General features: G+C 66.1%; 1 protein-coding gene. It reads right to left on the minus strand.

Features of this window, described 5'->3' with window-relative positions; translation table 11 throughout:
* The coding region (locus FLQ44_RS21300; protein ID WP_276607899.1) for a DegT/DnrJ/EryC1/StrS family aminotransferase at positions 1 to 297 on the minus strand (297 nt) is incomplete at its 3' end.
* Between the last annotated feature and the right edge of the window lie 10 nt (positions 298 to 307).

Genomic DNA, 307 nt, shown 5'->3' on the forward strand with positions numbered 1-307 from the left:
GGTGTACTTGTCCACCTGGCCGCGGAAGAACTTGCTCCGGTTCGTACCTTTCTCACGGATGACTTCGGCGCGCTCGGCATCTTCGGCACGGTTGACGAGCAGCGCTCCGCCCTCGCCCGAAATGAGGTTCTTGGTCTCGTGGAAGCTGAGTGCGCCGAAGCGGCCAAGGCTGCCCAGCGGGCGGCCGCGGTAGCTGGCCATCGCACCCTGCGCGGCATCCTCGATCACGGCCAGGCCATGGCGCTCCGCGATCGCGTTGATCGCGTCCATTTCGCAGGCCACGCCGGCGTAATGCACCGGACAGATG

Origin of the sequence: Vogesella mureinivorans (genome assembly GCF_007644035.1) — a bacterium.
In the GTDB taxonomy this organism is placed as follows: Bacteria; Pseudomonadota; Gammaproteobacteria; order Burkholderiales; family Chromobacteriaceae; genus Vogesella; species Vogesella mureinivorans.